The organism is Pirellulales bacterium, assembly GCA_036490175.1.
Classification (GTDB): Bacteria; Planctomycetota; Planctomycetia; order Pirellulales; family JACPPG01; genus JACPPG01.
The window spans coordinates 19,161-27,543 of record DASXEJ010000299.1 but is presented as its reverse complement, the minus strand read 5'-3'; the positions used below and the strand labels follow the sequence as shown (position 1 = coordinate 27,543).

The 8,383-nt window shown below is 59.4% G+C and carries 6 protein-coding genes; 4 read left to right on the top strand and 2 right to left on the bottom strand.

Annotated elements, in window-relative coordinates; translation table 11 throughout:
* Positions 1 to 261: 261 nt before the first annotated feature.
* On the bottom strand, positions 262 to 1,233 hold the full coding sequence (locus VGG64_22670; GenBank protein ID HEY1602424.1) for an alpha/beta fold hydrolase: 972 nt from the start codon (positions 1,231 to 1,233) through the stop codon (positions 262 to 264).
* A gap of 450 nt (positions 1,234 to 1,683) precedes the next feature.
* Here VGG64_22670 and VGG64_22665 point away from each other — a divergent pair, with 450 nt between their 5' ends.
* From VGG64_22665 to VGG64_22655, 3 genes are all read left to right on the top strand, one after another.
* The gene (locus VGG64_22665) at positions 1,684 to 3,648 is read left to right on the top strand and encodes a vWA domain-containing protein (protein ID HEY1602423.1); all 1,965 of its coding nucleotides are present in this window, start codon (positions 1,684 to 1,686) and stop codon (positions 3,646 to 3,648) included.
* 405 nt (positions 3,649 to 4,053) lie between these two features.
* Positions 4,054 to 4,440, top strand: coding sequence for a carbon storage regulator (locus tag VGG64_22660; protein HEY1602422.1), 387 nt, complete (start codon positions 4,054 to 4,056; stop codon positions 4,438 to 4,440).
* A gap of 243 nt (positions 4,441 to 4,683) precedes the next feature.
* Positions 4,684 to 5,484 (top strand): polyphosphate kinase 2 family protein, encoded by an 801-nt coding sequence (locus tag VGG64_22655; GenBank protein ID HEY1602421.1) that lies wholly within the window; start codon positions 4,684 to 4,686, stop codon positions 5,482 to 5,484.
* Between the two features lie 61 nt (positions 5,485 to 5,545).
* Here the strand turns inward: VGG64_22655 and VGG64_22650 are convergent, their stop codons facing one another.
* On the bottom strand, positions 5,546 to 7,534 hold the full coding sequence (locus VGG64_22650) for an alpha/beta fold hydrolase (GenBank protein HEY1602420.1): 1,989 nt from the start codon (positions 7,532 to 7,534) through the stop codon (positions 5,546 to 5,548).
* Positions 7,535 to 7,843: 309 nt separating this feature from the next.
* Between VGG64_22650 and VGG64_22645 the strand changes: the two genes are divergently transcribed.
* Complete coding sequence (locus VGG64_22645) at positions 7,844 to 8,305, top strand: MaoC family dehydratase (protein ID HEY1602419.1); 462 nt, start codon at positions 7,844 to 7,846, stop codon at positions 8,303 to 8,305.
* Positions 8,306 to 8,383 lie beyond the last annotated feature (78 nt).

Sequence of the window (8,383 nt, the reverse complement as noted above, 5' to 3'; positions counted from 1 at the left end):
TGCACAAAACCGGGTACAAGTTCCATCGTGAGCCTCCTTGCTCGATGCCTGAGAGTGATGTCCCAAGCATTGTGCCGGAGGCTCGCACTATTTACGCAGACCAGTTTCGGGCACCCTAAAAACTGCAAAAGTCGAACTTAGGAATTCCGATTTTTCGCGGTCGCCTGCCGCTCTCATTGTCTATGGAACGACTTGTGCGTCGACGGCGCAATGCACGCCGACGCATTATGTGGAAATGGCCCGCAGGCACGGCGCAGCGAACTATTGCGGCAATTTGCGATCGTGCCATTCGTAGGGCTGTTTGCCGGCGCGGGCCTCGAAGAATTCGGCGATATTCGCGGCCAGACCAAACTGTTTGAAGTCCTTGCCGAGCAGCTTCGTTCCCTGCAGCGTGGTGGGAATGCGCGCGTCGAAGAACAAGTCCTGGTCCTCGCCCTTGACGGGCGGGGGGTGAAATCGCTTGAGGGTGTTATAGATCTTGGTGGCGTCACGCAGCGCCGTGGAATCCTGATTCCCCACGGCGATGTAGAAAGAGATCTGACTGCGCACGGCCCGGTCGTTCAGGGGATCGAATATCCGCAGCATTTTGAATTTTTCGGGGGGCGAGATGAGCACGATCGCTTTCACGTCCTGCCCCTGCTTGCTGACGGCAAGTGGCGGCCAGCCCCAATCGGTGATGGCCCAATTGGCGGCCACGATGGCCCCCATTTCCGCTCCCACCATGCACAGTTTGTCGATATTCAATTCGCCGCTGTTGTTTCTCGCCATCAGGAATCTCTTGACCGTCTCGACATCTTCGATCATGCCGGAGAAGGTGGGCGGCGACATTTCCGCGGCCGCCAAAGGCCGACGGCCATCGCGTACCTGAGTGCTGTCCCCGTGCCCGCGCAGATCGGGGGCAATCACGGCGCACCCTTTTCCCTGCAAGAATTCGGCCAGCACATTGAAATCCTGCCGAGTGCCTCGAAAGGCGTGCAACAAAATTACGGGAACGGTTTCTTTGCCAGCGGCTCCGGGCCAAAACGAGGCCTTTAGCAGGACTTCGTCCTCCGTGACTAGCATCACCTCTTGCTTCGGCGGCAGTTTGACCTTGGGAAACTGAGCCCGCGTGACGCCGCACAGCATTCCCACCAACAGGATCGCGAGCGCACTCACCAATGCACCACGATGCGATTCCGGCACCAAGTCCGATCGGAACTGGCAAGAACCGGCCTTGCGGTGGAAGTGATGCATGCGCAACCTTCGGGTCAATTGCGATTCAACTGTTGACGCCGCGGAGAGAAATGTGCGATCGGACGCGCTGCGCGAGAACGACCGTGGCAGTCAAACGGTCGCCGGCTTGCGCTCTTCATTTCATGGTAGATGCGAGGTTTACGACCGTCAAACTTCCACAATGCCTGCGCCGCGAAGGGAGATAAAGAGGTCCGAGGACCTAGAAATAGGCCGACCATCAGATTCAAATGGGCTTTCCGATCATGCCTTAAGGGGGTGCGTTTCCCTTGCATTCCGGGCAAAAACACTTGACAATAGACCGTAGGGACAGCGACTCCCCGGGCCAAGTTTTTGCGAGAGGCATTTGACTTTGACAGGTGGCGTCGATCACTGACGTCCATGCACTGTTCGAAACAATGTGCATCTCTCGCAGTTGCGGCGGTGGGCACTAGGACAAAGAGGTGGCCGTCGATGAAGTCGAACGGCGCATTGCGAAACTGGCTCGAATCCGTGCCGATCGAACGGGACGGAGTCTCCTGGGCTGTTAGCCTGGGCGTGCATCTGGCGCTTTTGCTCTTGCTGGCGCTCATCTGGCAAAGCCTCCCCGATCGCCCTGTCGGTGCCACTCTATCTGCCTGGAGTGCCAACGACGCCGTCAATCTGCAGGAAGTCCAATACAGCGAGTCGACGTCCGAGACCGACGAGGTCGGTGCCAATAGCCTGCAAGGCACCGGCATGGCGCAGGCAACGGCCCCCTCCTTGGGTGAAATCTCGAATCTTGAAACGGGTCAAATGGCCGCGTCCGATACCGGACCATCTGAGTTACCTGTGATGGTCGAGCTCTCGACCGCGCCAAATCTAAGCGACCGGCTGGCCGTGCGCGGAGACGCGGGCGTGGGGGTTAAGGGGGCCGAAGGGGCAGTGGATCGCGTCACGCAAGAGATCATGGAATCGCTTGATGAACGGCCGACATTGGTGGTCTGGCTCATGGACCAGTCGGAAAGCCTGCGACCGCAGCGCGCGGCGATCGAGCAGAGGTTCGATCACGTCTATCGCGAGTTGGGAATCATTCAATCCCGCGGCAACGATGCGTTTACTAAGCACGGAAATCAACCACTGCTGACAACCGTGATCGGCTTTGGTCAGGAAATCAACCTCCGCATCAAGGAGCCGACCGACGACCTGGCCGAAATCAAAAAGGCCATCCACGAGTTACCCGTCGACGAAAGTGGAGTTGAATTGACCTTCACCGCTGTTGCCGAAGCAGCGCGCAAGTTTCAAAAATTCCGCCCCGGCGGCACACGTCGTAATGTGATGTTTATTGTGGTGACCGACGAGGCCGGCAACGACGAGGACCGGCTGGAAACGGCCATCGAACTGTGTAAGAAGCATGCGATTCCGGTGTACGCGATTGGGGTCCCGGCCCCCTTTGGCCAGCGGCAGGCCTATGTGCGTTACGTCCCCACGGATCCGCAATTCAGAGAAACGGATGTGGCCGTCGATACCGGGCCCGAGTCGGCCATGCCAGAAAATGTGCAGATTGGTTTTTCGGGGCGCGATTGGAATAAGCACATAGCGATCGACTCGGGCTTTGGTCCCTATGGCTTGACCAGGCTGTGCGTGGCGACTCACGGCATTTATTTTGCGGTGCATCCGAATCGACCGGCGAAGCCGGGGCACGTCAATGAAACGGCCGCGATGGTGACTCGGATCAATCAATTCTTCGATCCGGAGGTGATGCGCAACTACAAGCCGGATTACGTAGCGCCGCGGCAATACGACCAGCTTCTGAAGGAGAACCACGCTCGCACGGCGCTCGTGCAAGCCGCGGAATTCTCGATGGTCGATCCGATGGATCGGCCGCGATTTGAGTTTCCCAAGCGCAACGAAGCACAGCTCAAGCAAGAGCTAGACGTCGCCCAACGCGCCGCGGCCATCGTCGCACCGAAGTTGCAACAGCTCTACACGATTCTCAAGGCCGGCGAAAAAGACCGAGCGAAATTAACGGGAAGCCGCTGGCAGGCCGGCTATGACCTGGCCATGGGACGCGTGTTGGCCGTCATGGTTCGGACGGACACCTACAACGCGATATTGGGCAAGGCCAAGAACGGCATGAAGTTTGAGAAAGAGGACAGCGACACTTGGGTCTTGGAGCCGTCCGACGACATTACGGCCTCGAGCCAGTACGAGAAGTTCGCCGCCCAGGCACGCGAGAACCTCACCCGCGTCCGCGACAAGCATCCAGGCACACCGTGGGCCTATCTGGCGGAAAAAGAATTGTCCGAACCGCTGGGATGGAAATGGACCGAGAAGCATACCGGCTTCGAAGAGCGTGAGCGCATGGCACGCAACGGAGGGGGTGGCGGCGGCAATCCGCAAGATCAGCTGCGCAAGCTGGAAAAGCCCAAGCCGGTTCCCACGAACGTAAAACTGTAGCATCACGCGACAGCATCGCTGCCGCGCCTTCCATCAGGTACCGCCACGATGCGGATGCTGGCGGTCCGCGACGAGCCTTTTCTTCCGGCTTGCGCGGATTATCTCGCATACCGATTGCCCCAGATCCTGAGAATCGCCAGACGTACGGCCGCAAAGTTGCCGTAGTTTGCCAGGAATGCGGCTTGGTTGCCGCCAGTGCGATGCCGGCAGGACAGAGATTACAAATCTTTTTGTAAACATGCGTACACTAAATTAATTTGCGTTTCGCATCACCCTGTTGTGAACCCCTTCTGCGACAGGAAGATGCGTCAACGAGCCAAGAAATCTCCGGCGGCTGGCACGGGCTGTGCATTTAGCAATCCGTCACAGGGCGCGACAGTAAACAGCTTGCAAAGGAGTGTAGCCATGCTCGTGCTTTCGCGAAAAACGCGTCAGCAGATTCTGATCGGAGACAACATCACCGTGACCATCCTGCTGGTTAAGGGGCAGGTGGTACGCGTCGGCATCGAGGCCCCCCGCGATGTGCGCGTCCTGCGGGCGGAGTTGCCAGTTTTTGAAGACGAGCCGACGGCCGTCGCGCCCGCCCCCCGGCCCGTGAAGGCCAAACGCTCGTCGACGGCGAAAGTCCAACCGTCGACCGCGGCGACGACCAGCGCCCGTGCGGAAGAAGGCGCCTCGCGAACGTCCCCCGGCTTGTTGGAATTGCGCAGGCGCGGCAGCCTGAGCTCGCTGACACGTCCGTCGGGTCGACCTGGGGGCATGGCGCTCCGTCCCTTGTTTGAACGTCATTAGCGATCCACTCGACATTCGGGTGTCATGCCCAGGCCGGCGTCAATACGTTAGTTCGCAACTATGCGAAGGCGTGGTGACGCGAGCGTGGACATGACACCCCCGAAAAACCCCAGTCCCCGTGCTATGCCTTCAACGCCGTAGTAAACATAATGGCGTTTACTGCCGGATACGTTGACTGATCGAGTGGCGCGCGAATTGTCGGGCCGCCAGTCCACCGATGGCGGCTGCCGGACGAGGCGCGCGATGGGACAACCGCTTACAGTCAAGCCGGGCAAAAAGATCGATCTTGCGGACTTCGATCCGGCCTACGACGGCGCCTTCAACGAAAAGGCGGCGGCAGTCGTCACCAAGGACAACGTCGCCGTCATCGACAATCTTTGCTACCGACTCTACGCCGAGAATCGGCAAGCGCTGCTGTGCGTATTCCAGGGCATGGATACGGCCGGCAAAGACGGTGTCATACGCAAAGTGCTCTCAGGCGTCGACCCGGTCAACTGCCAGGTGACGGCCTTCAAACGCCCCACCGTCGAAGATGCGCGCCACGATTTCCTGTGGCGCATCCACAGGGCCGTGCCAGGCCACGGCGACATAGGCATCTTCAATCGTTCGCATTACGAGGACGTGTTGGCCCCGCGGGTGCGCAAGACCGTGGCCAAGGCCGAATGGAAGAGCCGGTACGACCGGATCAACGAGTTCGAGCGACTACTAGTCGACGCGGGCGTAACAATCGTGAAATGTTTCCTGCACATTAGCAAGGACGAGCAGAAGCGTCGTCTCGAGGCCCGGCTCAAGAACCCTAAAAAACGTTGGAAGTTCCAGGCCGCAGACTTGGCCGATCGCAAGTTATGGGACGACTACCAGCAAGCGTATGCTGACGCTCTGACCAAATGCAACACCAAGTGGGCCCCCTGGACGATCGTGCCGGCCGACCAAAAGTGGCATCGCGACCTTGTCGTCAGCGGCGCATTGCGCGCGGCGCTAGAACGGATGAACCCTCAGTTCCCGCAAGAGGAAGAGGGCCTCGACCAGGTTGTGGTCGACTAAGGCCGACGTGCGCACGAGAGCTATCCGTGTAATTCATACTGGTAAGCTCTCGGCGTCTACATCATCGCCTCGGCGTTGCGCTGGTACCCAACGGAAGGCGCGGCGCGGCGACCGTTTGCACGCGCGGCTGCGGCGCGTTGGGAAAGCTGCGCAGCTCGTCCAGGTGCAGCAGCAGGATCCGTTGCACTTCAAGGACGCAGAGCGGATGCCGGTGCACGGTCAGATGGTCAGCATTGCGCACGATCATCTCGCTCTCGACCTGATCGCAATGGGCACTTTCCAGCGAAACGACACCGTCGGTGCCACCGGCAATCTTGCCAATTAGTCCCTCGGTGGGGACCTCGCCGATGATGTTGTGGTATTTCACCCACGGCGGCCGGGGCGCGGCCAGCATGACGGGAAAGATGGGGTCATCCGGCGAAAGCGATTGAATGCTGGTAGTCACTTCCACGGGCGATGGATTGTGGAGCTTGCCCGGGTTTTCGCGGTACAGATCCTGTCGTCCCTTGACGATTTGCTCGGGCATGGTGATCAATCGTGCGGCCAGCCATTGGGCCGCGCTGTTGGCGAACTTGCTGCCACGATGCGGCGTGGCAATCGTAATCACGCGACGCACCGAGGGGTTGGGATGGAAATAAAACTCCTGAGCCAGTTGTTCTCGATCCTGTTGTGAAATCTTGAGGTCTGCCAGCGGGTGATCGCTGACGGTCTTCCAAAATGCGTCGCCACTGTCGACGGATTGCAGTTTTGACACCAAGCCGCCCATGCTGTGCCCGACCAACACCATTTGATCCAAAGCGGGCTCGGAGCGGCGCGGGTCGAGAACTTCGCGCAGACGGTTCAAATCCTGCCGCAACTGCGCGGCGCTTACCCAGAATGGCTCGCCCGATGGGTACTCGTAAAACCAGAATTGATAGTTTTGCCGTATTTCAGGGTTGCTGCGCAAGTCGTTGAACATTTCCATCCAGGTCAACGGACTCGACCACAGCCCGTGGACCATCAATACAGGAATCTTGCCGGGTTGATACGGCTCGAGCATGTACAGTCCGCGCGTCTTCTGCGACCGATCGGGATGCAACAGTCCGGTCGTGGCCGCGCTTTCCAATCGCGGATCATTGAGCAGGTAGGCCAGCGGCGTGCTGAGGTCTGTTTCCAGCGGCACGCGTCGCCCGCCCAACACTATGTCGGACGAGACAAGCGGATCGTACAGTTCCAGCACGCAATTGTGCCGTATTTTGCCGGCCACTCCTGCCGCGCCCGGCGGAGCCGGTTCTGGCAGGACTCGCAATAGCGCGGTCACGGGAAAGCTCAACTCGGGTGGAAAGAACTGCTCGGTGGGCGCCTCCGGGGCATGATTCTTGCGCACCGCAATCAACGGCACGCCCAATCCAAAGTTGTGATACTGGTTGGCCAGACCGTTCACTTGGTAATCCGAGACGAATTCGAAGCGGTCGAAATCATCCTCCTGCCATCGTCCGCCGTTGATCAGAACCGTCACGTCCCACTGTTTGGATTCGGATTCGATAGCCTGCGTCCGGCCTGGTAGCAATCCGCCCCGTTTCTGCACGACCCGCATGGCACTTTCCAGCGCGCCATTGTAGACGTCGCAGGCGCCGCGGAATTCGGGGTCATAGGGATTTCGGACCGGAGTGAACCGTTCGTCGAATAGATAGAGGTACGCATTGGCAACAGCGGCGCCGTACATATCCAGGGCCACAGCCTCGTTGCGGACCTCGATTTTCTTGCCGCCCAGATAATTCAATTCAGCCAGCGAATACAGCATCTCGGCCGACGGCCCCTGATCAGCGATCGCTTGCAACCTGTCGACGACGATCCGAGGATCCAGCTTCTTCAGGTCCCTTAACAGATCGTGCTGCCGCAGGACTTGCAGCGTGCGTTCCGTGGGTTGAGGCCCGTTATGCGAGGTCAACTTCAGGCGATCGACCAATGGGCCGCGCGGCACGGCACGCAGCTCAACGTAGCGGGTCGCAGCGCAGCCTCCGGCCGCCAGGACCACGGCCAGCAGTCCGACGACGGCACGGCGCCGCACGAAGCGACGCCTTGGTCGTCTCGAAGCAACAGTGATATCGGTACTTGATGCCATCATCCCGGCGCGCGACGGTAGCGTGGGCTCGGAATCCGAGCATTTGCCTCTTACTCTCCGCTCTCGGCAGCCTGAGGCGACCCCAGGGCGGAAGCCGCACACTGATAAGCAATCCGCAACAACAGGTCAACGTCGCTCGTGCGACCTGGACGACTGGGAAAATTGGGGGGACCCCTGCCTTACGCCTTTTGCCAAACGGGCTCGGTCGCGTAGAATCGGGCAAATCTTGCTCAGCGCCCTGCCAAGGAACAGTGTATGCCGCCCCGCGTGATCAATGGGATTGAAGAACTCAAAGCATTGGTGGGACACACCCTAGGACAAAGCGAATGGCTTGACGTCACGCAGGAGCGTGTGAATCAATTTGCTAACGGTACAGGGGACCACCAATGGATCCATTGCGATCCGGAGCGTGCCCAGCGTGAGAGCCCTTACGGGACGACCGTGGCCCACGGTTTCTTCACGCTGTCACTAAGCCCCGTGCTGGCCCAGCAGATCTATACCGTCACGGGCCTGAAACTGGTGCTCAACTATGGATTGAACCGGGTAAGGTTTCCCGGTCCGGTGAAGGTCGGTTCGCGAGTACGTATGACCTGCGATTTGATCGATCTGAAGGTCACGCCGGCCGGCGTTCAGGCCACCACCCGCAACGTGTTCGAGGTCGAGGGTGAGGACAAGCCGGTGTGCGTGGCCGAATCGGTTGTGAGGATGTTTTTCTGAGCGTTATCCGCCCCGAGCGACGCCGCAGGCGGATTTGGGAGAATCGCTTTGACAAGGTTGCAGCGGATCAGAGTCGCA